The following is a 22,366-nucleotide window of genomic DNA, read 5'->3' as shown; positions in this document are numbered from 1 at the left end:
GTACCTCAAGTGCCGTACGGAGGAGAGGAGTCAAGGAGTCAGTGTGCTGCGATGTGTGCCAGCCGCCGGGCCTCGGCACGCGTGGTGCGGGCGATCGCGTCCTCGTCGACGTGCAGCAGGCGGTTGTCCTCGACGATCTGACGGCCGTTCACGAAGGAGGCCGTGACCGGGGCGGCCGCGCCGAAGACCAGGGCGGTCACCGGGTCGGCGATGGAGGCGTGGGCGAGGGTGTCCAGCTTCCAGAGCACCAGGTCGGCGAGCTTGCCGGGTTCCAGGGAGCCGATCTGGCTTGCGCGGCCGAGGACCTGGGCGCCGCCGAAGGTGCCGAGGCGCAGCGCCTGGCGGGCGTTGAGGGCGGCCTCCCGGTGCGCTCCGAGGCGGTTGATCAGCAGGGCGTTGCGCAGTTCGGTGTGGAGTTCGCCGGACTCGTTGGACGCGGTGCCGTCCACGCCGAGGCCGACCGGGACGCCGGCGGCGAGCATGTCGGGGACGCGGGCGATGCCGGCCGCGAGGCGGGCGTTGGACGACGGGCAGTGGGCGACACCGGTCCTGGTGCGGGCGAAGGCGGCGATGTCGGAGTCGTTCATGTGGACGCAGTGCGCCATCCACACGTCCTCACCGAGCCAGCCGGTGGACTCGAAGTAGTCGGTCGGGCCCATCCCGAACAGCTCCTTGCAGAACTGCTCCTCCTCGACGGTCTCCGAGCCGTGGGTGTGCAGGCGCACCCCCAGGCGACGGGCCAACTCAGCACCCTGCCGCAGGAGTTCGGTGGAGACGGAGAATGGCGAGCAAGGGGCGACGGCCACCTGGGTCATCGCGTCGAAGGAGGGGTCGTGGTGCTCCTTGACGGTCGCCTCGGTGGCGGCGAGGGCGCCTTCGAGGGTCTCTACGGCGAAGTCCGGGGGCAGTCCGCCGTCCTTCTCGCTGCGGTCCATGGAACCGCGGGCGAGGGTGAAGCGGACGCCGGTCTCGCGGGCGGCGCGGATGATGGCGCCGGAGAGGTCGCCGGAGTCCTTCGGGTAGACGTAGTGGTGGTCCATCGCGGTGGTGACACCGCCGCGGGCCATCATCGCGAGCGAGCCCTGGGCGGCCGCGTACACCATCGGCTCGTCGATACGCGCCCAGGTCGGGTACAGCGCGACCAGCCAGTTGAAGAGGTTGTGGTCGGTGGCCAGGCCCCGGGTGATCCACTGGTAGTAGTGGTGGTGGGTGTTGACCAGGCCGGGCGTCACCAGATGGCCGGTGGCGTCGATACGGCGTACGACGTTCTCCAGGCCCTCGGGTGCCCGGCCCGCGCCGAGCGACTCGATACGGTTGCCGGCGATGACGACGTACCCGCTCGCGTACTCGGTGTCGTGGGCGTCGACGGTCGCGATCGAACAGTTCTCGATGACGGTGCGCTGGTCTGCTGCCATGATTCGTCCTTTTCGCTCAGTGGACTTGTGGTGAGGGCACGGCAGGACCCCGGGGATTTGAGTGCCGCGGCCGGATCGCTGGGCGTCACCGGCCGCGGGTGCCGAGAATGCGGGGGTGGATCAGAGGTTGGTGAGGTCCACCGGGATCTTCGCCGCGCAGCCGTCCCGGAGGATGGTCGCCTCGATCAGGCCGTAGGGCCGGTCGGCGGCGTAGTACACCTCGTTGTCGTTCTTGAGCCCGAACGGCTCCAGGTCGACCAGGAAGTGGTGCTTGTTCGGCAGCGAGAAGCGGACCTCGTCGATCTCGCCGCGGTTGTTCAGGATGCGCGAGCCCATCTGGTACAGCGTCTGCTGGAGCGAGAGGGAGTACGTCTCGGCGAAGGCCTGGAGCATGTGCTTCCTGGTCTGCTCGTAGGACTTCTCCCAGTTGGGCATCTGCTGCTCGTCGTCGGTCCAGTTGAACCGCCAGCGGCCGGAGACCTGGGTGGCGAGGATGCGGTCGTAGGCCTCGGGGAGGGTCGTGTACTTGTCCTTGACGTACCCCCAGAACTCGGAGTTGGTCGAGTTCATCACGACCAGGTCCTTGAGGCCGGATATCACCTCCCAGGACTCACCGTCGTAGGTGATCTGGGTGAGCCGGGTCTCCTGGCCCTTGCGTACGAAGGAGTGCTTGACCTCGTCCGCGCCGATGAATTTGGAGTTGGCGTCGGAGGCCTCGATGCGCTCCCAGGCATACTCCTCGATCCGGATCCGGGCGGTCTGGATCGGCTCCTGGCTGGTCACGAAGTGCCGGGCCAGATGGATGCCGAACTGCTCGGCCGACTCGATGCCGTGCTCCTTGGCGAACGCGAACACCGTGTTCTTGGTGGTGTCGGTCGGCAGGACGTTGGCGTTGGAGCCGGAGTAGTGGACCTCGTCCATGTCGCCGGAGAGCGCCACCGACACGTTCAGGTCCTTGATGTGGTGGGTGGCACCGTCCCGCGTGATCTTCACGACCCGGTTCTCGGCCTTGCCGTACTGGTTCTGTCCCAGGATGACAGAGTGGGCAGGGCGTGAATTGGCGGTCATTAGCTAGCTCCCTCGGTAAACGGAGTAGCCGAACGGGTTGAGCAGCAGCGGTACGTGGTAGTGCTCGCCCGGTACGACGGCGAACGTGATCGCCACCTCCGGGAAGAACACGGCCGGTCCGCTGTCCCGATTCGCGGGGGCGTCCTGCTGCGCATCGGCTTGCTTCTTCTCGAAATACGGCTCCACGGCGAAGTCGAGCCGTACGTGGGTGGTCCCCTCCGGCAGCGCCGGCAGGTCCTTGCACCGGCCGTCCGTGTCGGTCGCGCTGCCGCCGAGCGCCTGCCAGCCCGCATCACGGCCCTCGCGGGCGGACAGCTGGACGGCGACGCCCCCGGCGGGACGGCCGAGCGAGGTGTCCAGGATGTGGGTGGACACGGAGGCGGTGGTGCTGGTGCTCATGGTGTCAGGCGTCCTCTGCGACGAGTCGGGCGAGCCGGATGCGGTTGATCTTGCCCAGTTCGGCGCGGACGATCTCCCGCTCCTGCTGGGGCGCGTTGCCGATCCGCTCCTTGACCGCGTCCCGCATCTCCTCGGCGCCGCGGCCGGTGGCGCAGATCAGGAAGACATGGCCGAACTTCTCCTGGTACGCCAGGTTGAGTTCGAGCATCTCCGCCTTGAGCGCTTCGGCGGCGCCGGCCATGCCGGACTGCTCGCGTGCCGAGGTGGGGTCGCCGGGCTTGGGGCGGCCGATCGGCGGGTGTCCGGCCATGGCCTCCGCCAGGTCCGCCGGGCCCAGTGCGGCCATGGCCGCGTCACTGGCCGAGTAGAGGGCTTCGGGGGTGGCGTAGGGGCGGGTGGCGAGCAGTCGCCGGGCCCATGCGGTGGAGGCACACGCCTCGTGGAGGGCGGCGAGAGCCGCCTGCTCCTCCAGATCATTGAACCGGGCCAGACCCGGGGGCGTGGAAGTCGACGTCACGGGAGCCTCCGTGGCCGTAGGCGGCCTTCGTGCTGAACGGGCTGCCGTTAGCTAACGCCCTCCGGAACCCAGCGTCAACACTTTGTTGAAAATTCCGCGTAACAACCCCCGGGCCCAACCCGCGGGTCAGCTCTCCTTCTCGCGGTTCAGGTAGTTGTAGACGGTGAAGCGGCTCACGCCGAGCGCACCCGCCACGGTCTCCACACCGTGCCGTACGGAGAAGGCACCCCGCGCCTCCAGTATGCGCACGACCTCCTGCTTGGCCTTGCGGTCCAGGTCGGCCAGCGGCTTGCCCTGCTTGCGCTCCATGGCGGCCAGGATGTGGTCGAGCGAGTCGGCGAGCTGCGGCAGCCGTACGGCGACCACGTCGACGCCCTCCCAGGCGAGCACGACGTCGTCGGCGCCGGCCTCGTCGGGCGGGAGCAGCTCCCCGCCCATGGCGTCGACCAGCGGCTTGACAGCCGTGATGAAGGGCTCGTCCGCGTTTCCGGTCACTTGTCGCCGTCCTCCCCCACCACGTTGACCTGGAGCGAGATCCGGGTGGCCCCGGCCTCCAGGGTCTGACGCAGCAGCGCGTCCACGGCGGTGAGCACGGCGTCGGCGCCGCCCTCCGCCGTGTTCCCGAACGGTCCGACATCCACCGCGTCCAGCTGAGCACCCTCGATGACCTCACGGGCGACCAGCGCGTGTGCGGGTGCCTCGTCGAGATCGAAGGGCTCGGTCGTGAACTCCACTCTCAATCGCATTGCGCCCCCAGAAAACGTCCCTGACCTGCGCTTCGCCGACCGCTGCACAGCCGCGACGCATCCCGGGCCAGTCAATTCCACCGCGACGGAGCCGCTGCGTCCGCCACGAGCCGACCCTAGCCGACCGGGGCGCCCCTGCGCCCGGCCGTCTGTCAGGCCGTTCGCCCGGTGGTTCAGCCCTGGGCCCGCTCGAACGTGCCGTACATGGTGGCCCTCGCGATCGCGTGGCTGAACAGGAGGAAGTCCATGGCGGCAGAGGTCGATGTCTCGGACACCCCCAGTTCTTCAGCTCTCCAGATCTTCGATCACGCACTGCTCCCTCGGTTCGCCGCATCGCATACGACCTCTGACCGGCTCCGAGTTGCCGGTCCCAGGCGGCCCGCTCAGACTTGGTGTTCCGTTGTTCGCGGGTCAGAACCCGGCGTCCGCTGGTCCTGACGAAAACGAGGCCGCCCGATGCAGATGCGGGCAGCTCGGATGCACGGCTACCGCAGGTTGGACGTGGCGAAGGAGAACGGCGCGGACTACGGGATCAACGTCAGGGACAAGTCCACCGAGGCCATCCAGGACGAACTGGAGGGGCTGACCGGCCGGCGGACGATCCACGCCGTCCTGGACTGCGTCGGCAGCGAGGCGTCCATCTCCATGGGGTTCGACCTGCAGGGCCCGGAGGGCGCGCCGGCGGCCGTCGGCCTCATGAGCGACCGCGTCGAACACCGCCAGTTCCCCTTCGTCGGCACGGAGTTGTCGTATCTCGGCTCCTTCTGGAGCAACCACCTGGACCTCGTCGAGGTGCTCTCCCTCGCCGAAGCCGGTCTCGTCACGCACAACGTCACCGAGGTCCGGCTCGAAGACGTCAACGAGAACCTGGAGGCCCTGGGCCACGGCGACGTGGTCGGACGCCGGGTCATCGTCTTCGACTGAACTCCGCGTCCGCGGCCTCGGGAGAATCCGGCGGGCTCATCAGGGGCAGCCTCCCGGCTCAGCCGCGGTTGCGCAGAAAACTCCGCAGGCGCCGCTCCGGCCAGGTGTTGATCACGTCGTCCTTGGTGAGCCAGCCGCGCTGGGCCGTGCCGATGCCGTAGCGCATGACGGCCAGATGAGGGACGGCGTGGGCGTCACTGTTCACGGCGAACTTCACGCCGTGCCGCCGGGCCCGCAGGATGTCCTCGTCGCGCAGGTCGAGGCGGTCCGGGTGGGCGTTGATCTCCAGGGCCGTACCGGTGCGGGCGCAGGCCGCGAAGACCGCGTCGAGGTCGGCGTCGACGCCGGGCCGCCTGCCGATGAGGCGGGTGGTGGGGTGGCCGATGATGTGGACGTAACGGTTCTCGCAGGCCCGCACGAGCCGCCGGGTCAGCGCGTCGCGCCCCTGGTTGAAGTGCGAGTGGATCGAGGCCACGCACAGGTCGAACCCGGCGAGGAAGTCGTCCGGCCAGTCCACCTCGCCCTCGGGGCCGATGTTCAGCTCGGTGCCGTGCAGCAGCCGCAGGCCGCCGCGCCGGCCCCTGGTGGGGTACGTGCCGTCCAGCTCGCGCACCCGTTCCCGCTGGGCCAGCATCCGCTCGTCCGTCATGCGCTGCATGGCCAGGTCGGGCGCGTGGTCGGTGATCGCGTAGTACGCGTAGCCGCGCCGGGCGGCCGCCTCGGCCATCTCCTCCAGCGGAGCGAGCCCGTCGGTGAGGTCGGTGTGGGTGTGCAGGTCACCGCGCAGGTCGGCCTCGGTGACCAGCTCCGGCAGCTCGTCCCGCATCCCCGCCTCGATCTCGCCGCGGTCCTCGCGCAGGGGCGGCGGGATCCAGGGCAGGCCGAGGCGGCCGTACACCTCCTCCTCGGTCTCCGAGACGATCTTCTCGCCGCTCTCGACGTCGAAGAGCCCGTACTCGGAGAGCTTCAGCTTCTGGTGCACGGCCCGCTCACGGGTGCGGATGTTGTGGGCCTTGGAGCCGGTGAAGTACTGGAGTGCCGCGCCCCAGGAGTCCGGCGGTACGACCCGCAGGTCGACGTTGAGCCCTTTGCCGGTGCGGACCGACGTTTTGGTCTCGCCCTGCCCGATGACCTCGGTGACGTACGGCAGTTCGGTGAACGCCCGCATGATCGGCGCCGACTTCTTCGCCGCGACGAGGATGTCGATGTCACCGATCGTCTCGCGGTAGCGGCGCAGTGAACCGGCGTAGGTGCACTTCTCGCAGCCGGTCACCGCGGACAGCGCTTCGACGATGCCCTCCGCCAGGTCCATCGCGACGTCGATCCGCACCCGGCCCCCGGCCGACCGGAGCAGCTCGATGCCGTGCAGGAGGTTCTCCTCGGTCTTCGGCCCGAAGCCCTTGAGGTCGCGCAGCCGCTCCTGGTGGATGGCCTCGGCCAGTTCCTCGACCGAGGAGACGCCCAGCTCCTCGTAGACCGCCATCGCCTTCTTGGGGCCGAGCGTGGGGATGGCGGTCAGCCGCCGCACCCCGGCGGGGATCTTCGCCCGCAGCTCCTCCACGGCGGACACGCTGCCCTGGTCGAAGAACTCCAGGACCTTCTGGGCGATCGACTTCCCGACGTTCGGGATGTCCTGGAGCCCCTTGAGGTCGAGCGTGGCGACATCGGCGTGGTGACCGCCGACCGCCCGGGCGGCCTTCTCGTAGACCCGCGCCCGGAAGGCGTCTCCACCGGTGATGGAGATCAGGTCCGCGTACTCCTGGAGCAGCGCGGCGACCTCGTCGTTGGACCGTGCCATGCCTTCAGGGTAGGGCGCGGCTTTTGCGCGGGCGCTCTTGACAGCTCTCCCCGGTCACAGGCAGTCTTCCATTAAGCAGAAACCAACTTCCGTAATACGGAATACAGACAGCGGAAGGGAGCGCCGACCCCCATGGGATTTGCAGAGCAGCGCTTCAACGTCAACCTGTCGATCCTCTTCACGGAACTCCCGCTCCTGGAGCGCCCCGCGGCCGCCGCCGCGGCCGGCTTCGGCGCGGTCGAGCTGTGGTGGCCCTGGGTCGACTCCCCTGCCCCCGAGCGGTCCGAGTTCGACGCACTGCGGAGCGCGATCGAGGACGCGGGCGTGCAGCTGACGGGCCTGAACTTCTACGCCGGACAGCTGCCCGGCCCCGACCGGGGCGCCCTGTCGATCCCGGGCGCGGAGTCGGAGAGGTTCCGCGCCAACATCGAGGTGGCGGCCGACTTCGCGCAGTCGCTCGGCTGCAAGGCGCTCAACGCGCTGTACGGCAACCGCGTCAAGGGCGTGGACCCGGCCGAGCAGGACGCGCTGGCCCTGGAGAACCTGGTACTCGCGGCCCGCGCGGCCGACCGGATCGGCGCGGTGCTCCTGATCGAGACCCTCAACCGCCCCGAGTCGCCGCGGTACCCGCTGGTGAGCGCACCCGCCGGTATCGCCGTCGTCGACAAGGTCAACGAGGCCACGGGACTCGGCAACGCGCGCTTCCTCATGGACCTTTACCACCTGTCCATGAACGGCGAGGACCTGCCGTCGGTGATCGAGCGGTACGCCGCGAAGACCGGCCACGTGCAGATCGCCGACAACCCCGGCCGCGGCGCCCCGGGCACGGGCTCGCTCCCCCTGGAGGAGCTGCTCGACCGGCTGCGGAAGGCCGGTTACGACGGCTGGGTCGGCCTGGAGTACAAGCCGGGCGACCGTCCGAGCGCCGAGGCCTTCGACTGGCTCCCGCGCGCCGCCCGCGCCGCCCGCTGAACCCCCCGACTTCGCAGAGCAGTTGAGAGAGGCACCTCCATCATGAGCACCCATTCCTCCAACCCGACCCACCCGGCCATCGCCTGGATCGGCCTCGGCATCATGGGCTCCCCCATGTCCGAAAACCTGATCAAGGCGGGTTACGACGTCACCGGCTTCACCCTGGAGCAGGAGAAGCTGGACCGGCTGGCCGCCGCCGGCGGAACCGCGGCCCCCTCGATCGCCGAGGCCGTGCGCGACGCCGACGTGGTCATCACGATGGTGCCCGCGTCGCCGCAGGTCGAGGCCATCGCCTACGGTCCCGACGGCATCCTGGAGAACGCGAAGCCCGGGGCGCTGCTGATCGACATGTCGTCCATCACCCCGCAGACCTCCGTCGACCTGGCGAAGGCCGCCCGGGACAAGGGCGTCCGGGTCCTGGACGCGCCGGTGTCCGGCGGCGAGGCCGGTGCGATCGAGGCCGTGCTGTCCATCATGGCCGGCGGCGAGCAGGCCGACTTCGACACCGCGAAGCCGATATTCGAGGCGCTGGGCAGGACCATCGTGCTGTGCGGTCCGCACGGCTCCGGCCAGACCGTGAAGGCCGCCAACCAGCTGATCGTCGCCGTGAACATCCAGGCGTGCGCCGAGGCCGTGGTCTTCCTGGAGAAGTCCGGCGTGGACCTGACGGCCGCGCTGGACGTGCTGAACGGCGGCCTGGCCGGCTCGACCGTGCTGACGCGGAAGAAGGACAACTTCCTGAACCGCGACTTCGTCCCGGGCTTCCGGATCGACCTGCACCACAAGGACATGGGCATCGTGACCGACGCGGCCCGCAACGTCGGCGCGGCCCTGCCGGTCGGTGCCGTGGTGGCCCAACTGGTCGCCTCCCTGCGCGCGCAGGGCGACGGCGGCCTCGACCACTCCGCGCTGCTGCGCGCGGTCGAGCGCCTCTCCGGCGCCCAGGTCTGAGCCGTACCCCATGACTTCCGGGCGGCGCCGTCGCTGACAACTGTCCTGTCGCGCCCAGGCGGCGGCGCCGCCCGGAAACCACTTCAACAAACTGTTGACGCCCCAGCCGACCCGATCCTAGGCTCCACAAAGCGGAAATGGATTTCCGCTGACACCCGCACGGAAGGTCCACGATGTCGAAGCGCGTGCTCACCACCGAGTCCGGCGCCCCGGTCGCCGACAACCAGAACTCCGCCTCCGCCGGCATCGGCGGCCCCCTGCTTCTCCAGGACCAGCACCTCCTCGAGAAGCTCGCGCGCTTCAACCGCGAGCGGATCCCGGAGCGCGTGGTGCACGCGCGTGGCAGTGGCGCGTACGGCTACTTCGAGGTGACCGACGACGTCACCGGCTTCACCCACGCCGACTTCCTGAGCACGGTCGGCAGGCGCACCGAGGTCTTCCTGCGGTTCTCGACGGTCGCCGACTCCCTCGGCGGCGCCGACGCCGTACGCGACCCGCGCGGCTTCGCCGTCAAGTTCTATACGGCGGAGGGCAACTACGACCTCGTCGGGAACAACACCCCGGTGTTCTTCATCAAGGACCCCATCAAGTTCCCGGACTTCATCCACTCGCAGAAGCGCGACCCCTTCACGGGCCGTCAGGAGCCGGACAACGTCTGGGACTTCTGGGCGCACTCCCCCGAGGCCACACACCAGGTGACCTGGCTGATGGGCGACCGCGGCATCCCGGCGTCGTACCGCCACATGAACGGCTACGGCTCGCACACCTACCAGTGGACTAACGCCGAGGGCGCGGCCTTCTTCGTGAAGTACCACTTCAAGACCAACCAGGGCGTGCGCAGCCTCAGCGCCGAGCAGGCGGCGGAGCTCGCGGGCAAGGACCCCAACTCGCACCAGACGGACCTGCTCCAGGCCATCGAGCGGGGCGTCAACCCGTCCTGGACCCTGTATGTCCAGATCATGCCGGCGGCCGAGGCGGCGGACTACCGTTTCAACCCGTTCGACCTGACCAAGGTGTGGCCGCACCGGGACTACCCGCTCCAGCGGGTCGGCCGCCTGGTCCTGGACCGCAACCCGGACAACGTCTTCGCCGAGGTCGAGCAGGCCGCCTTCGCCCCGAACAACTTCGTGCCGGGCATCGGCCCCTCGCCCGACAAGATGCTCCAGGGCCGGCTGTTCGCCTACGCGGACGCGCACCGCTACCGGCTGGGCGTCAACCACACCCTGCTGGCCGTCAACGCCCCGAGGGCGACGACCGCGCAGAACTACGGCCGGGACGGCTTCATGGCCGTCAACGCGCAGGGCCGGCACGCCAGGAACTACGAGCCGAACTCGTACGACGGCCCGGTGGAGACCGGCCGTCCGCTGGCGGCCCCGCTGGCCGTCTCCGGTCACACCGGCACCCACGAGGCTCCGCCGCACACCAAGGACGACGACTTCCACCAGGCGGGCGAACTGTACCGGCTGATGTCCGAGGAGGAGAAGCGGCGTCTGGTCGCGAACATCGCCGGCGGCCTCTCGCAGGTCTCCCGCGACGACGTGATCGAGAAGAACCTGGCCCACTTCCACGCCGCCGACCCGGAGTACGGCAAGCGCGTGGAGGAGGCGGTCCGCGCCCTGCGCGAGGACTGACACAGACGGCCCGCGCACAGCCGGGCGGCCCGGATGAGGGGTGGCCGCCGGAGGTGCGCGGGCGTGGCAAGGACCGCGGCGGCGTGCGAGCCAGTGCGGTGGTGAAGGAACCGAGCGCCCTTCTCGACCTGAGGGAAGGCCGCCCCGGCTCCGTCGCACCCGCCGCGGTCCCAGCCGTTCCGGACCCCGTCCGGCGGCGCGAACGACTTGTCGCGCCCAGCCTCGCGCCGTCGGACGGCCACAGCCCAAGAAGCCCCACCGAGCGCCGGAGCGCCGGATGCGGAACCGTCCGCGTCCTCAGCTCCGGCGCTCCGGCGTACCCGCATCCGCGCTTCGGCGTGCGCATCCGCCCCGGCCGCAGCACGCTGAAGGCATGACAGCACACCCACCCACGGAGTTCCCCCATATCGTCGTGCACGCTCCCGCCCTGGACGGCTCCCGGCGGGTCACCGAGGCAGACGTGACCCTGGGAATCGCCTCACATCTCGACGACGTGATCGAGATCCTGCGGATGGCCGATCTGGACCGGATCGAGGTCGAGGAGAGCGACCTCATCGAGTGGCAGGGCGGCGGACCGGACGACTGGCCGGGCCTCACCGAGCATCCCGAAAGCCCCTGAACCCAGCCAAAGCGGATGGCGAATCCTCAAATCAAGCTCTGAATCATGTTCAACATGCTTCAACCACCCCAGCCGTGGGGCATATTCACTGCACACGGAGCCCGTCGGCACGGGGGCGGCGGGCCCCGTGTCACCCACAGCGCGAAACGGGCGGCCCATCCTTCCGGATGGACCGCCCGCTTTGTTGTGCCCCGGTTCTCGTGCCCTGCTGTTGTGGGGGGGCTCAGACCTTCAGCGTCCTGATCGACGTCGGCGCATGCCCGGGCTCGGTCGCGATCTCCTCGAACTCGACGACGTTGCCGATGTCGTTGGTCGTGGACATCGAGATGTTGGTGACCCGCTCCAGGATCGCCTCCACCACCACCGGCACCTGGTGCTCCTGCGCCAGCTTCTTCGCCTGCTCGAAGGCCGCGCCCAGCTCGTTGGGGTCGGTCACCCGGATCGCCTTGCAGCCCAGACCCTCGGCGACCTTGACATGGTCGACACCGTAGACGCCCAGCTCGGGCGAGTTGATGTTCTCGAACTCCAGGTTGACCTGGAAGTCGATGTCGAACGCCCGCTGCGCCTGGCGGATCAGGCCCAGGTAGGAGTTGTTGACGAGGACGTGGACGTACGGGATCTTGTGCTGCGCGCCGACCGCCAGCTCCTCCAGCATGAACTGGAAGTCGTAGTCGCCGGAGAGGGCCACCACGGAGGCCTCCGGGTCGGCCTTGGCCACGCCCAGCGCGGCCGGGATCGTCCAGCCGAGGGGGCCCGCCTGGCCGCAGTTGATCCAGTGCCGCGGCCTGAAGACGTGCAGCATCTGGGCACCGGCGATCTGCGAGAGGCCGATCGTGGAGACGTACCGGGTCTCCGGACCGAAGGCCTTGTTCATCTCCTCGTAGACACGCTGCGGCTTGATCGGGATGTCGTCGAAGTGGGTCCGGCGCTGGAGGGTCGCCTTCTTCTCCTGGGCCGCGGCGGCCCACTCACTCCGGTCGGGGAGCCTGCCCGCCGCCTTCGACTCCCGTGCCACCTCGACGAAGAGCTCCAGCGCGGCCTTGGCGTCCGAGGCGATGCCGTAGTCGGGGGCGAAGATCCTGCCGATCTGGGTGGGCTCGATGTCGACGTGCACGAACTTCCGGCCGGCCGTGTAGACGTCCAGCTTGCCGGTGTGGCGGTTGGCCCAGCGGTTGCCGATGCCGAGGACGAAGTCGGACTCCAGGAAGGTCGCGTTGCCGTAGCGGTGCGAGGTCTGCAGGCCCACCATGCCGGCGTTCAGCTCGTGGTCGTCGGGGAGCACGCCCCAGCCCATGAGGGTGGGGACCACCGGGATCCCCGTCAACTCGGCGAACTCCAGCAGCAGTTCGGCGGCGTCGGCGTTGATGACTCCGCCGCCCGCGACGATCAGCGGCCGCTCGGAGGCGTTCAGCAGACCGATCGCCTTCTCGATCTGGGCGCGGGTCGCGGCCGGCTTGTAGACCGGGAGCGGCTCGTAGGTGTCCGGGTCGAACTCGATCTCGGTGAGCTGGACGTCGATCGGCAGGTCGATCAGGACCGGGCCGGGGCGGCCGGAGCGCATCAGATGGAAGGCCTGCTGGAAGACGCCGGGGACCTGGGCCGCCTCCAGCACGGTGACCGCCATCTTCGTCACCGGTTTGGCGATCGAGGCGATGTCGACGGCCTGGAAGTCCTCCTTGTGGATCACCGCGGTCGGCGCCTGGCCGGTGATGCAGAGGATCGGGACGGAGTCACCGGTGGCCGAGTACAGCCCGGTGATCATGTCGGTGCCGGCCGGACCGGACGTGCCGATGCAGACGCCGATATTGCCGGGGCGGGTCCGGGTGTAGCCCTCGGCCATGTGCGAGGCGCCCTCCACATGGCGGGCGAGGGTGTGGTTGATGCCTCCGGAGGCCTTGAGCGCCGCGTAGAACGGGTTGATCGCCGCGCCCGGCACCCCGAACGCGGCGCCGACGCCCTCGCGCTTGAGGATCTCAACTGCCGCACGGGCAGCGGTCATTCGAGCCATGGAGTACTCCTGCTTCGGCTGTCGGATGCCTGCTCCCGTCGCGCCCCGCGGTGAGCATAATTCCGCAATACGGAAACTAACTTCTACTATCTGAAATCAATGTAGGCGCGGGGGCGAACGTCGTCAAGGGACGGACAACCGGGCCCCGGCGGGAGCACCATGGGACCGCTGAACCGACGCGACGCCTGGGGTGGGGCCATGTCCGAGACCGTGCCGGTGCGCTGTCCGGCCTGTCGGCGCGAGCACGTCTACACCGCGCCGTCGTACCCGTGCGCCTGCGGTGCCCCGGTCACCCCGTCCCTCGACGGCAGGACCGCGCCGACCCCGGTGGCACACCGCGCCTGGGACGAGGACTGGGTGACGGTGAGCTGCGGCTCCTGCGGCCGCCGGGACCAGTGGCCACAGCCGGAGCTGGGCTGCCCGTGCGGGGCGGTGCTGCGCGTCCCGGTCGCCGGGACCGAGTCCGCGCCCGCGCCGGCCCCCGAGCCGCGGTCGCCCTTCCAGCCGGTCACGATCCGGACCGCCCGGGACGCGGTCACCGCCGCCGCGCTCTATCTGCGCTGGCTCGGGTACCGGGACATACGCCGCGCCGACCAGCGGCCGCCGTCCGGCATAGGCCTGGCCGCGCGTGGCCTGGTCGCCCAGGTGGACCCGACCGTGCGGCCGGCCTCACTGCGTGACGTGGAGTGCCTGTGGCTGACGGCGATGACGGAGGACTCCGGCTGCGTGTACTTCTCCCTCGCGGGGTACGCCGAGGACGCGCGTGAGCGGGCCGACGCGCTCGGGATACCGCTCTTCGTGCTGGACCTCACGGGGACGCCGCAGCCCATGAATGGGCACGCCGATGAACTGCGCAGCTCGGCTTCATGACCACCTACAGGCCGGTGGGGGCTTGTCGCGCAGTTCCCCGCGCCCCTATGGGGCGCTCTGGTCCCCGGCGTACTTTGCTCGCAGCTCGATCTTGCGGACCTTCCCCGACACCGTCATCGGGAAGTCGGCCAGGATCTGGATCCGGCTCGGCACCTTGTAGTGGGCCAGGCGGCCCTCGCAGAAGGCCCGCAGCTCCTCCAGGGTGAGCGGTTCGGCCGGGTCGTGCGGGATGACGCAGGCCAGGACCTCCTCGCCGTACCTCTCGTGCGGCACCCCGACCACCTGGACGTCACGGATCTTGGGGTGGCCGTAGAGGAACTCCTCGATCTCGCGCGGGTAGATGTTCTCGCCGCCCCGGATGATCATGTCCTTGATCCGGCCGACGATCTCCACGTATCCGTCGTCACGCATCATCGCCAGGTCGCCGGTGTGCATCCAGCGCCCGGCATCGACGGCCTCCGCGGTCTTCTCGGGCTCGTTCCAGTAGCCGAGCATCACGCTGTAGCCCCGGGTGCACAACTCGCCTGCCCCTCCCCTGGGCTGGGTGACACCGGTGGCCGGGTCGACGATCTTCACCTCCAGGTGCGGCAGCACCCGGCCGACCGTGCCGGTGCGGTGTTCCAGGTCGTCGTCGATACGGGTCTGCAGGGACACCGGGCTGGTCTCGGTCATGCCGTAGCAGATGGAGACCTCCGCCATGTGCATCTCCGCGACCACCCGCTTCATCACCTCGACCGGGCAGGGCGAGCCAGCCATGATGCCGGTGCGCAGCGTGGAGAGGTCGTACGAGGCGAAGCCGGGGAGGTTCAGCTCCGCGATGAACATGGTCGGTACGCCGTACAGCGAGGTGCAGCGCTCCCGCTGGACCGCCTCAAGAGTGGCCTCGGGGTCGAAGGACGGGGCCGGGATCACGATGCAGGCGCCGTGCGAGGTGGCGGCCAGGTTGCCCATCACCATGCCGAAGCAGTGGTAGAAGGGCACCGGGATGCAGATCCGGTCCTGCTCGGTGTAGGAGATCAACTCTCCGACGAAGTAGCCGTTGTTGAGGATGTTGTGGTGGGAGAGGGTGGCCCCCTTCGGGAAGCCGGTCGTCCCCGAGGTGTACTGGATGTTGATCGGGTCGTCGCAGGACAACTCCGCTGTGCGGGCCGCCAGTTCAGCACTCCGGTCCGCAGTTCCGCGCGCGATCAGCGCATCCCAGCCGGGATCCCCGATGTACACGGTCTCCCGCAACTGCGGGCACCTGCCGCGCACTTCCTCCACCATGGCCCGGTAGTCGCTGCTCTTGTGGCTGAGGGAGGCGAACAGCAGGGAGATCCCCGCCTGGTTGAGGACGTACTCGACCTCATGGGTGCGGTAGGCCGGATTGATGTTCACCATGATCGCGCCGATCCGGGCGGTGGCGTACTGAACGAGCGCCCACTCGGCGCAGTTGACCGCCCAGATGCCCACCCGGTCGCCCTTGGCGATACCGCTCGCCAGCAGGGCGTACGCCAACCGGTCGACGTCGGCGGCGAATTGGGCGTAGGTCCAGCGCCGCCCGGACGGCACGTCGACGAGTGCCTCCCGGTCCGGCCAGGCCGTGACGGCCCGGTCGAGGTCGGCGCCGATGGTGTCGCCGAGCAGCACGGTCCCGCTCGTGCCGTGTGTGTACGAGGTGCTCACCGGAAATCCTCCTCGCGGTACTCGTCCGCAGACCCGGCCGCCGTGGCCTCACGCAGTTCGATCCGGCGGATCTTGCCGGAGACGGTCTTGGGCAGCGGGGCGAACTCCAGCCTGCGGACCCGCTTGTACGGCGCCAGGACCTGACGCGAGTGCTCGAAGAGCACCTTCGCGGTGTCCGGGCCGGGCTCCCAGCCCGCCGCAAGGACGATGTACGCCTTGGGCACGGCCAGCCGCAGCTCGTCCGGCGCCGGGACGACGGCCGCCTCGGCCACCGCCTCGTGTTCGAGAAGCGCGCTCTCCAGCTCGAACGGGCTGATCTTGTAGTCGGACGCCTTGAACACGTCGTCGGCGCGGCCGACATAGGTGATGTAGCCGTCCCCGTCCCGGGCGCCGATGTCACCGGTGCGGTAGAAGCCGCCGGCCATCGCCTCCGCCGTACGGTCCGCGTCCCCGTGGTAGCCGGTCATCAGGCCCACCGGCCGCGCCGACAGGTCGAGGGCGATCTCGCCCTCCGTCGCCCCCGGCGCGCCCGACACCGGGTCGAGCAGCTCGACGCGGTATCCCGGACTCGGCCGGCCCATCGACCCGGTCTTCAGCGGCTGGCCGGGGCTGTTGGAGACCTGTACGGCCGTCTCAGTCTGCCCGAATCCGTCCCGGACGGTGACGTTCCAGGCCCGCCGGACCTGCTCGATCACCTCGGGGTTGAGCGGCTCGCCGGCCGCCACCACCTCACGGGGCGGGGTGCGCAGCTGGGTCAGATCGGCCTGGATCAGCATCCGCCACACCGTCGGCGGAGCGCAGAAGGAGGTCACCCCGTGCCGGTCCATCTCGGCCATCAGCCGGCCCGCGTCGAACCGGCTGTAGTTGTGGATGAAGACGGTCGCCTCCGCGTTCCACGGCGCGAACAGGTTCGACCAGGCGTGCTTGGCCCAGCCCGGCGAGGAGATGTTCAGATGGACGTCGCCGGGCTTGAGGCCGATCCAGTACAGGGTGGCCAGATGGCCGATGGGGTACGAGGTGTGGGTGTGCTCGACCAGCTTGGGCCGGGCGGTGGTGCCCGAGGTGAAGTAGAGCATCAGCGGGTCGTCGGCGAGCGTCGGCCCGTCCGGCAGGAATTCGGCGGACGCCACGTACGCGTCCTCGTACGCCTCCCAGCCCTCCGCCGGCCCGCCCACCGCGATCCGGGTGTACACCCCCGGCACCTCGGCGAACTTGGCGGCGTCCGCGGCGCGCGTGATGACGTGCTTCACCCGGCCCCGGTCGACACGGTCGCGCAGGTCGGCCGGGCCGAGCAGCGGGGTGGCCGGGATGACGACGGCGCGCAGCTTCATCGCGGCCAGCGCGGTCTCCCACAGCTCGGCCTGGTTGCCGAGCATGACGAGGACGCGGTCCTCCGGCTCGACACCCCGCGCCCGCAGATGGTTCGCGACCCGGTCGGAGCGCTCGGACAGCTCGGCGAAGGACAGCTTCGTCTCGGTGCCGTCCTCCTCGACGATGTGCAGGGCGGTGCGGTCGTTGCCCTCGGCGATGACGTCGAACCAGTCGAGCGCCCAGTTGAAGTGGTCCGGCCGCGGCCACGCGAAGCCCTCGTAGGCGGCGGCATAGTCCGCCCGGTGTTCCAGCAGGAAGTCCCGTGCCCTGCGGAAGTCCTCCGTCGCACTCGTCATACGCGTCTCCTTCGGTACCGGACCATTGCCGGGCGGCTCTCTGGCATCGTGTAATCCGTGATGCAGGTCTCACTACCCCCGAACGGGGGTGTGTGCAGCACGAGGCCGGGGTCGAAGGGGCAGCACAGATGGCAGCAGAGGTCGCGGGGGCGGTGGAGATACGCGGTGCGCTGGCCAGACTCCGGCGCGCCACCGGGCTCCCGATCGCCTTCGGCGGGCTCGTCGACGCCGACCGGCCGCAGGTCCGGATCAGCGAGCTGACCGGCGCCCACACGGCCGCCCTGCGCTCGCTCGCGGTCAGCTCGGGCAACGGCCTGGGCGGCAAGGCGGTCATGCTGGCCCGGCCGTGCGCGGTCACCGACTACTCCGTCTCCCGGCAGATCAGCCACGAGTACGACATCCCGGTGGCGGCCGAGGGCATCCGCTCGGTGCTCGCGGTGCCCGTGGTGGTACGGCGCCGGGTGCGGGGCGTCCTGTACGGCGCGCTGCGCACCGCCCAGCCGCTGGGTGACCGCACGCTGGGCGCGGCGGTGGCGGCCGCGCGGGACGTGGAGCAGGCCCTCGTCGTACGGGACGAGGCCCGGGGCCTGCTGGCGGCGGCGCGGCCGGAGCCCGCCGCCGTGGCGGACCCGGGGGCCGCCTGGGAGCAGGTGCGGGAGGCGCATGCCGCGCTGCGGGCGCTGGCCCCGCGGATCGCCGACCCCGGGCTGCGCGCCGAACTGCTCGCCGCCTGCGGGCTGCTGACCACCCCGGTACCTGCGGCCGAGAGGACGCTGGCGCCCCGGGAGCTGGATGTGCTGGCCTGGGTGGCGGCCGGTGCCACCAACGCGGCGGTGGCCGAGCGGCTCGGGCTGCGGCCCGAGACGGTCAAGGGGTATCTGCGCTCGGCGATGCGGAAACTGGGCGCGCACACCCGGGGGGAGGCGGTGTCGGCGGCTCGTCGGACGGGGTTGTTGCCGTAGCGGAGGGAAGCAATTCCATTCATGCATGCGCGCTTTGAATTACCCGATGCAAGGCCGCTGTTATTTCCCTCACCATGCCGTTCGGCCGGATTTCAGGGTTCGTTGCCTAGAATTTGGCCCGAACACGACACACGAGGGGAGCGGTGACCGTGCGACGGGACTTCCAGGAGCCTGCCCGATGCCGCCCCGACCTGGTCATCGGCCGGGCGGAGCTGCTCTCGGCCGCGCGTGAACAGCTCGCCTCGGGCGGCAGCGTGCTCCTGCACGGGCCCGCCGGAATAGGGAAATCGACCGTCCTGCGGGCTTTGGACGCCGAATACGCCGGCGCCGCCCGCACCGTCTTGCGCTGCTCGGCCACCGAGTCCGAATCCCATCTTCCGTTTCTGGCCCTCGCCGACCTCTTCGGACTGGTCCTCGACGAGGTCGCGCCCCACCTGCCCGGCGCCCAGCGCACCGCCCTGGAGTCGGCGCTCACCGGCCGCGGCGAGTCCACCCTCCAGCGCGACGGCCTCGCCCTGCGCCTCGCGGTGCTGTCGGCGCTGCGCGCACTGGCCGCCGAGGGCCCCGTGCTGATCGTCGCCGACGACCTCCAGTGGCTGGATCCGGCCAGCGCCGAACTCCTCGGCTTCGCCGCCCGCCGCCTCGGCGGCATCCCGGTCCAACTGCTGTGCGCGGTCCGCACGGAGGGCCAGGAGTACGACCGTCACCTACGCGCGTCGCCCCCCGACACCGTCGCCGTCCGCCTCGGCCCCCTCACCCGCAGGCAGGTCGCCGACCTCCTCGACCACCGCGGCCACGCGGCGCTGACCCGGGCCGCGGTCCGGGAGATCCACCGCACCAGCGGCGGCAACCCCCTGTTCGCCCTGGAGCTCGGCCGCGCCCTCGCCGAGAACCCCACCCCGCCCCGGCCCGGCGAGCCGCTGCCGGTGCCGACCTCGCTGCGCGCCCTGGTCCTCACCCGTCTGGACATGCTCTCCGTCGAGGCCCGCCGCACCCTCCTGGTGGCCAGCGCCGGCGCCCGGCCCACGCACGCCCTGCTGCACGCGGCCGGCCGGGAGAACGCCGAGGCCGAGTGCGCCCAGGCGGCCGAACTCGGACTGCTCGCCACCGAGCCGGAGGGCCCGGCCGTCCGCTTCGCGCACCCCCTCATCTCCGCCGCGCTGTACGCCGAGGCCCCCGCGCAGGAGCGCCGGGCCGCGCACGCGGCGCTGTCCACGGCCGCCTCCGACCCGATCGAACGGGCCCGGCATCTGGCCCTGGCCGCCACCGGCACCGACCCGGAGGTGGCCGCCCGGCTCGCCGAGGCCGCGGCCCAGGCCCGGGACCGGGGCGCGCCCTCGGTGGCCGCACAGCTCGGGCTGCTCGCCGCCCGGCACACCCCCGGCGACAACAGACCGGGCCCGGACGAGCGCCGGCTGCTGGCCGCCGAGGACGCGATCAGCGCCGGCGAGGTCGACCTCGCCCAGGACATCGCCCGCGAGGTGCTCACCCGGGCCACCCGGCCCGCCGACCGGGTGCGGGCCTGGATCCTGGTGATCGACTCCGCCGGCCACACCATGACCGAGGTCGACGCGGCCTTCCCGCACGCCCTCGCCGACGCCGGCGACGACCCGCGGCTGCTCGGCAAGGTCCACTACCAGCTGGCCTGGCGGGCACTGATCGTGGAGGGCGACTTCACCGAGGCCCGGCAGGCGGCCGCGCACTCCGCCGGCCTCGCCGCGCGCGGCGACGACCGGCGCACCGAGCTGCTCGCGCTGTCCCTGCAGGCCCAGGTCGAGACCCTGATGGGCCATCCGGCGGCACCCGCCACCATCAAGCGCGCGCTGAAGGAGCCGCAGGACCCGAACGTGTCGTGCCATCACAACGGGGCCGGCAGCGCCCGGTTCCGCTGGCTGGTGATGGGCGACCAGCTGGCCGAGGCCCGGGCCACGGTCACCGCGCTGCTGCGCGAGGTCCGCCGGCGCGGCCAGGTGGAGAGCGAGGTGCACTTCCTGCGCGGGCTCGCCGAGACCGAACTGCGCTCCGGGCACTGCGGCCGGGCCCTCGACCTGGCCCGCGAGGGCCTGCACCTGGCCCACGACTGCGGGATCGGCGAGACCGCCTCCGCGATGCTCACCTCGCTGGCCGAGGCCTCCGGCGGTGACGTGGACCGGGGTCTCGCGCTGGCCCGGGAGGCGGTGGACCACGCCGAACAGGACGGCGACACCATGTACCTGTCCCGGGCTCTCGGCGCCCTCGGATACGCCCAGTTGGTGGCGGGCGACCCGGCGGGCACCGTGCGCTCGCTGCGCCGGGTGCGGGAGCTGGAGCAGAGCCTCGGCATCACCGACCCGGCGCGCGGCCGCTGGCAGGGCGATCTGGCCGAGGCGCTGGTCCGGGTGGGTGAGACGGCCGAGGCGCAGGACGTCATCGACGTCACCCGGGAGCACGCGCTCAGGCTCGGCCGGGAGAGTGTTCTCGCCGTACTGGACCGGGCCGAGGCACTCGTCCGGGCGGCGCACGGGGAGCACGAGGCGGCCGTCGCCCAGCTGACCTCGGCTCAGGACCGGTTCGCCAAACTGGGCTACGGACTGGAGGAGGCCCGGGCCGCGTTCGCCCTGGCCTCGTTGGGCGAGCGGCGTTCCCCCACGGCGTACGACGAGGCCACCCGGCTGTTCCGGCGGTGCCGGGCGCTGCCGTGGCTGCGCCAGGTGGACGAGGCCGTCTCGGTGCCCGAGTCCGAGCCCGAGCCGGCGGTCGGGGCGCCGGCCGAGCCGGCCGCGACCCTGGAGGGGCTGGCCGCGATGGAGCGTCAGGTCGCCGCGCTGGTCATGGAGGGCGCCACCAACCGGGAGATCGCCGCCCGGCTGTTCATCAGCGTCAAGACGGTGGAGGCGACGCTCACCCGGGTCTACCGCAAGCTGGGCATCCGATCGCGCGTGGACATAGTCCGTTTGGCGGCAGGGCGGCGCGCGAAGTGAGAGCGCTCCCGGTTAACTGAGGCGGACCGAGGGTTTTCCCTCCCCCATCCCCCTAGGGGGTTCCCTCATTGGGAGGGTGGGGTTCCGGGTTCTAGCTTATGGATGTGCCGCTCGCCCGGGCATACGGGGGTCGGTCCCGCGACCCCCGTGCACCCCCCACACCCGCGCGACCCCCCACCGGCAACCCCCACTGAGGAGACTCATGTTCGGGCTCAACCGCGCCAGAAAGGCCGCCGCCGTCCTGGCGGCGACGGCTGCCGCCGCAGCGACCGCGCTGATCGCGTCCCCCACCGCGTCAGCCGCCCCCCAGCCGATCGTCGGCGGCACGACGACCACGACCACCGCGTACCCGTTCATGATGCAGATCACGGACGCGTCCGGCAGCCAGTTCTGCGGCGGCACCCTGGTGTCGGCCACCAAGGTGGTGACCGCCGCCCACTGCATGGAGGGCGAGACCACCAGCGGCGTCCGCGTGGTCGGTGGCCGTACGAACCTGAACGGCACCAACGGCACGGTCAGCCGGGTCAGCAAGATCTGGATCAACCCGGACTACACGGACGCCACCAACGGCGACGACGTGTCGGTCCTCACCCTCTCGACGGCGATGTCGTACACCCCGGTGTCGTACGTCAGCTCCTCCCAGACCGGCGTGTACGCGGCCGGCACCACGGCCCGCATCCTCGGCTGGGGCACCACCTCGGAGAACGGCAGCTCCTCCAACCAGCTGCGGACCGCGACCGTCCCGATCGTGTCCGACACCAGCTGCAAGAGCTCCTACGGTTCGGACTTCGTCCAGACCGACATGGTTTGCGCCGGATACACATCCGGCGGCGTAGACACCTGCCAGGGCGACAGCGGCGGTCCCCTGCTCATCGGGGGCGTCCTGGCAGGGATCACTTCTTGGGGAGAGGGGTGCGCGGAGGCCGGTTACCCGGGTGTCTACACCCGGCTGGCCACCTTCTCGAACCTGGTGACCGCGCAGGTCAACTCGTAACCAGAAGACCTCCCGAGCCTCGCTCGGGTGAGTGACCAGGGGGCGGTGGGGGGGGCGCCCACCCCACGCGCCCCCCCCCCCCAAACAGTGTCTCAGAGACGCACCCACGGCGTGTGCGCGACCCCGCAGGGCCCCCCCCCGGGGGGGGGGCGTGTTGGGGGCGCGCACACGGCTGAGCGCCCGGGCTGAAGGCGCGTGGT

At 70.7% G+C, this 22,366-nt stretch carries 19 protein-coding genes; 9 read left to right on the top strand and 10 right to left on the bottom strand.

Annotation, left to right across the window (positions count from 1 at the left end; all coding sequences use genetic code 11):
* Nucleotides 1-38 precede the first annotated feature (38 nt).
* The 6 genes from ACWGJB_RS38725 to ACWGJB_RS38700 all read right to left on the bottom strand — a co-directional run bounded on the left by ACWGJB_RS38725 (nt 39) and on the right by ACWGJB_RS38700 (nt 4,145).
* Nucleotides 39-1,415: an 8-oxoguanine deaminase gene (locus tag ACWGJB_RS38725; protein WP_453384731.1), complete on the bottom strand. Its 1,377-nt coding sequence runs from the start codon at nt 1,413-1,415 to the stop codon at nt 39-41.
* Between the two features lie 120 nt (nt 1,416-1,535).
* Nucleotides 1,536-2,483, bottom strand: coding sequence for a factor-independent urate hydroxylase (pucL, locus tag ACWGJB_RS38720; RefSeq protein ID WP_453384730.1), 948 nt, complete (start codon nt 2,481-2,483; stop codon nt 1,536-1,538).
* A 3-nt stretch (nt 2,484-2,486) separates the two neighbouring features.
* Nucleotides 2,487-2,882, bottom strand: a complete 396-nt coding sequence (gene uraH / locus ACWGJB_RS38715) for a hydroxyisourate hydrolase (RefSeq protein WP_453384729.1) — start codon at nt 2,880-2,882, stop codon at nt 2,487-2,489.
* A 4-nt stretch (nt 2,883-2,886) separates the two neighbouring features.
* On the bottom strand, nt 2,887-3,399 hold the full coding sequence (uraD, locus tag ACWGJB_RS38710) for a 2-oxo-4-hydroxy-4-carboxy-5-ureidoimidazoline decarboxylase (RefSeq protein WP_453384728.1): 513 nt from the start codon (nt 3,397-3,399) through the stop codon (nt 2,887-2,889).
* A gap of 126 nt (nt 3,400-3,525) precedes the next feature.
* The gene (locus ACWGJB_RS38705) at nt 3,526-3,894 is read right to left on the bottom strand and encodes a helix-turn-helix domain-containing protein (RefSeq protein WP_360475216.1); all 369 of its coding nucleotides are present in this window, start codon (nt 3,892-3,894) and stop codon (nt 3,526-3,528) included.
* Nucleotides 3,891-4,145, bottom strand: a complete 255-nt coding sequence (locus ACWGJB_RS38700) for a hypothetical protein (protein WP_360475219.1) — start codon at nt 4,143-4,145, stop codon at nt 3,891-3,893. Before ACWGJB_RS38700 ends, ACWGJB_RS38705 begins: the two co-directional genes overlap by 4 nt.
* Before the next feature lie 456 nt (nt 4,146-4,601).
* On the opposite strand from ACWGJB_RS38700, the gene ACWGJB_RS38695 reads away from it, so the two are divergent.
* Nucleotides 4,602-5,069 (top strand): zinc-binding dehydrogenase, encoded by a 468-nt coding sequence (locus tag ACWGJB_RS38695; protein ID WP_453384727.1) that lies wholly within the window; start codon nt 4,602-4,604, stop codon nt 5,067-5,069.
* Between the two features lie 58 nt (nt 5,070-5,127).
* Here ACWGJB_RS38695 and polX read toward each other — a convergent pair whose 3' ends face one another.
* A complete protein-coding gene (polX, locus tag ACWGJB_RS38690; RefSeq protein ID WP_453384726.1) occupies nt 5,128-6,867 on the bottom strand; it encodes a DNA polymerase/3'-5' exonuclease PolX in 1,740 nt (579 codons plus the stop codon).
* A 132-nt stretch (nt 6,868-6,999) separates the two neighbouring features.
* Between polX and ACWGJB_RS38685 the strand changes: the two genes are divergently transcribed.
* The 4 genes from ACWGJB_RS38685 to ACWGJB_RS38670 all read left to right on the top strand — a co-directional run bounded on the left by ACWGJB_RS38685 (nt 7,000) and on the right by ACWGJB_RS38670 (nt 11,040).
* A complete protein-coding gene (locus ACWGJB_RS38685; RefSeq protein ID WP_453384725.1) occupies nt 7,000-7,839 on the top strand; it encodes a TIM barrel protein in 840 nt (279 codons plus the stop codon).
* Nucleotides 7,840-7,881: 42 nt separating this feature from the next.
* Nucleotides 7,882-8,790, top strand: a complete 909-nt coding sequence (locus ACWGJB_RS38680) for a 2-hydroxy-3-oxopropionate reductase (RefSeq protein WP_453384724.1) — start codon at nt 7,882-7,884, stop codon at nt 8,788-8,790.
* A gap of 173 nt (nt 8,791-8,963) precedes the next feature.
* Nucleotides 8,964-10,421, top strand: a complete 1,458-nt coding sequence (locus ACWGJB_RS38675) for a catalase (RefSeq protein WP_453384723.1) — start codon at nt 8,964-8,966, stop codon at nt 10,419-10,421.
* A 373-nt stretch (nt 10,422-10,794) separates the two neighbouring features.
* Entirely contained in the window at nt 10,795-11,040 is a 246-nt protein-coding gene (locus tag ACWGJB_RS38670; protein ID WP_453384722.1) for a hypothetical protein, read from the top strand.
* Nucleotides 11,041-11,263: 223 nt separating this feature from the next.
* Here ACWGJB_RS38670 and gcl read toward each other — a convergent pair whose 3' ends face one another.
* Complete coding sequence (gene gcl / locus ACWGJB_RS38665; RefSeq protein WP_453384721.1) at nt 11,264-13,048, bottom strand: glyoxylate carboligase; 1,785 nt, start codon at nt 13,046-13,048, stop codon at nt 11,264-11,266.
* 198 nt (nt 13,049-13,246) lie between these two features.
* Between gcl and ACWGJB_RS38660 the strand changes: the two genes are divergently transcribed.
* Nucleotides 13,247-13,918 carry a hypothetical protein gene (locus ACWGJB_RS38660; RefSeq protein WP_453384720.1) on the top strand — a complete coding sequence of 224 codons (672 nt, stop codon included), beginning with the start codon at nt 13,247-13,249 and terminating at the stop codon, nt 13,916-13,918.
* A gap of 45 nt (nt 13,919-13,963) precedes the next feature.
* Here ACWGJB_RS38660 and ACWGJB_RS38655 read toward each other — a convergent pair whose 3' ends face one another.
* A complete protein-coding gene (locus ACWGJB_RS38655) occupies nt 13,964-15,583 on the bottom strand; it encodes an AMP-binding protein (protein WP_453384719.1) in 1,620 nt (539 codons plus the stop codon).
* Nucleotides 15,580-17,250, bottom strand: coding sequence for an AMP-binding protein (locus ACWGJB_RS38650; protein WP_453384718.1), 1,671 nt, complete (start codon nt 17,248-17,250; stop codon nt 15,580-15,582). The genes ACWGJB_RS38655 and ACWGJB_RS38650 overlap by 4 nt, the downstream gene beginning before the upstream one ends.
* A gap of 128 nt (nt 17,251-17,378) precedes the next feature.
* On the opposite strand from ACWGJB_RS38650, the gene ACWGJB_RS38645 reads away from it, so the two are divergent.
* The 3 genes from ACWGJB_RS38645 (at nt 17,379) to ACWGJB_RS38635 (ending at nt 22,166) form a co-directional block, all read left to right on the top strand.
* Complete coding sequence (locus tag ACWGJB_RS38645; RefSeq protein WP_453384717.1) at nt 17,379-18,212, top strand: response regulator transcription factor; 834 nt, start codon at nt 17,379-17,381, stop codon at nt 18,210-18,212.
* 143 nt (nt 18,213-18,355) lie between these two features.
* Complete coding sequence (locus ACWGJB_RS38640) at nt 18,356-21,172, top strand: helix-turn-helix transcriptional regulator (RefSeq protein WP_453384716.1); 2,817 nt, start codon at nt 18,356-18,358, stop codon at nt 21,170-21,172.
* 202 nt (nt 21,173-21,374) lie between these two features.
* Entirely contained in the window at nt 21,375-22,166 is a 792-nt protein-coding gene (locus tag ACWGJB_RS38635) for a S1 family peptidase (protein ID WP_453384715.1), read from the top strand.
* Nucleotides 22,167-22,366 lie beyond the last annotated feature (200 nt).

Source organism: Streptomyces sp. NPDC054813 (assembly GCF_053611365.1).
The sequence above is the reverse complement of the archived record's forward strand: the minus strand, read 5'-3'. Positions and strand labels throughout refer to the sequence as shown.

Coding starts and splice junctions, on each gene's coding strand:
- ACWGJB_RS38725 (WP_453384731.1), bottom strand. CDS start 1,415: ATGGCAGCAGACCAGCGCACCGTCATCGAGAACTGTTCGATCGCGACC.
- pucL (WP_453384730.1), bottom strand. CDS start 2,483: ATGACCGCCAATTCACGCCCTGCCCACTCTGTCATCCTGGGACAGAAC.
- uraH (WP_453384729.1), bottom strand. CDS start 2,882: ATGAGCACCAGCACCACCGCCTCCGTGTCCACCCACATCCTGGACACC.
- ACWGJB_RS38700 (WP_360475219.1), bottom strand. CDS start 4,145: ATGCGATTGAGAGTGGAGTTCACGACCGAGCCCTTCGATCTCGACGAG.
- ACWGJB_RS38695 (WP_453384727.1), top strand. CDS start 4,602: ATGCAGATGCGGGCAGCTCGGATGCACGGCTACCGCAGGTTGGACGTG.
- polX (WP_453384726.1), bottom strand. CDS start 6,867: ATGGCACGGTCCAACGACGAGGTCGCCGCGCTGCTCCAGGAGTACGCG.
- ACWGJB_RS38685 (WP_453384725.1), top strand. CDS start 7,000: ATGGGATTTGCAGAGCAGCGCTTCAACGTCAACCTGTCGATCCTCTTC.
- ACWGJB_RS38680 (WP_453384724.1), top strand. CDS start 7,882: ATGAGCACCCATTCCTCCAACCCGACCCACCCGGCCATCGCCTGGATC.
- ACWGJB_RS38675 (WP_453384723.1), top strand. CDS start 8,964: ATGTCGAAGCGCGTGCTCACCACCGAGTCCGGCGCCCCGGTCGCCGAC.
- ACWGJB_RS38670 (WP_453384722.1), top strand. CDS start 10,795: ATGACAGCACACCCACCCACGGAGTTCCCCCATATCGTCGTGCACGCT.
- gcl (WP_453384721.1), bottom strand. CDS start 13,048: ATGGCTCGAATGACCGCTGCCCGTGCGGCAGTTGAGATCCTCAAGCGC.
- ACWGJB_RS38660 (WP_453384720.1), top strand. CDS start 13,247: ATGTCCGAGACCGTGCCGGTGCGCTGTCCGGCCTGTCGGCGCGAGCAC.
- ACWGJB_RS38650 (WP_453384718.1), bottom strand. CDS start 17,250: ATGACGAGTGCGACGGAGGACTTCCGCAGGGCACGGGACTTCCTGCTG.
- ACWGJB_RS38645 (WP_453384717.1), top strand. CDS start 17,379: ATGGCAGCAGAGGTCGCGGGGGCGGTGGAGATACGCGGTGCGCTGGCC.
- ACWGJB_RS38635 (WP_453384715.1), top strand. CDS start 21,375: ATGTTCGGGCTCAACCGCGCCAGAAAGGCCGCCGCCGTCCTGGCGGCG.